The sequence below is a fragment of the Pseudoroseomonas cervicalis ATCC 49957 genome (assembly GCF_000164635.1).
Lineage (GTDB): Bacteria > Pseudomonadota > Alphaproteobacteria > Acetobacterales > Acetobacteraceae > Pseudoroseomonas > Pseudoroseomonas cervicalis.
This window is the reverse complement of the sequence record NZ_GG771031.1, coordinates 1-1,113: the sequence shown is the minus strand read 5'-3', so window position 1 is coordinate 1,113 and position 1,113 is coordinate 1. Positions and strand designations below refer to the sequence as shown.

The 1,113-nt window shown below is 78.1% G+C and carries 2 protein-coding genes; one reads left to right on the top strand and one right to left on the bottom strand.

What is annotated here, in order from left to right; all coding sequences use genetic code 11:
• A partial coding sequence (locus tag HMPREF0731_RS21500) for a LysR substrate-binding domain-containing protein (RefSeq protein ID WP_007006353.1) occupies positions 1-743 on the top strand: 743 nt, incomplete at its 5' end.
• 5 nt (positions 744-748) lie between these two features.
• On the opposite strand, the gene HMPREF0731_RS21495 is transcribed toward HMPREF0731_RS21500, so the two are convergent.
• The coding region (locus HMPREF0731_RS21495; protein WP_007006352.1) for a dephospho-CoA kinase at positions 749-1,113 on the bottom strand (365 nt) is incomplete at its 5' end.

Here is a 1,113-nt window from a genome sequence, read left to right as displayed (position 1 = left end):
AGCGCCACGCGAGCGCCTGGCGCGACGCGCTCGCCCGCCTGGCGGAAGTCCGGCGCGACGCCACGCCCGGCGCCATCGCCGGCCCGCTGGTGCTGACCGCGCCGGAGCTGTTCGGGCGGTTGGCGGTGGCGCCGGTCCTGGAAGAATTCCTGGCGGCGCATCCGGCGGTTTCGGCGCGGCTGCTGCTGCTGAACCGGATGGCCGACCTGCTGGCCGAGGGCATCGACCTCGCCATCCGCCTGGCGCCGCTGGACGACAGCCGGCTGGTGGCGCTGCGGCTGGGCGAGGTGCAGCCGGTGCTCTGCGCCGCGCCCGCCTATCTCGACCGCCATGGCGCGCCGGGCGCGCCCGCCGAGCTGGAGCGCCATGCCTGCATCGGGCTGAACCCGGATGGGGAACGCGAGCTGTGGCGCTTCCGCCAGCGCCCCGGCAGCGGCGGCTTGCGCTCGGTGCCGGTGCGCACGCGGCTCTCGGTCACCAGCGCCGCGGCGGCGCTGGAGGCCGCCCTGCGCGGCGCCGGGCTGGTGCGGGCGCTGAGCTACCAGGTGGCGGCACCGCTGGCCGAGGGCAGGCTGCGCCGCGTGCTGGTGCCCTGGATGCCGGAGGCGGTGCCGGTGGCGATGCTGTTCCGCCCGCATCCGCGCCCCTGGTCGCCGGTGCGCGGCTTCGTCGACCATGCGGTGCCGCTGCTGCGGGCGGAGCTGGCGCGGATCGCGGCGGTGATGCGGGGGCTGGAGGGGTAGGGGCCCTACCGGTACCGCTCCAGCAGCCGCCGGATCGCCCGCCGGGCATGGGCGCGCGACAGGCCGGTGCGGATGACATGGTCGGCGCGGCGGCGCTTCTCGGCATCGGGGGTCTGGCGGGCCAGGATGGCGGCCAGCCGCTCCGGCGTCATGCCCGGGCGGCGCAGCACCCGCGCCCGCTGCGTCGCGGCGGGGGCGGAGACCACCACCACCGCGTCGCAGCGCGCCTCGCCGCGCGTCTCGAACAGCAGCGGGATGTCCAGCACCACCAGGCGCCGGCCGGCGCGGCGGGCGCGCGCCAGGAAGCGCCGCTCCTCGTCGCGCACCAGCGGGTGGACGATGCGCTCCAGCCGGGTCAGCGCCGCGCGGT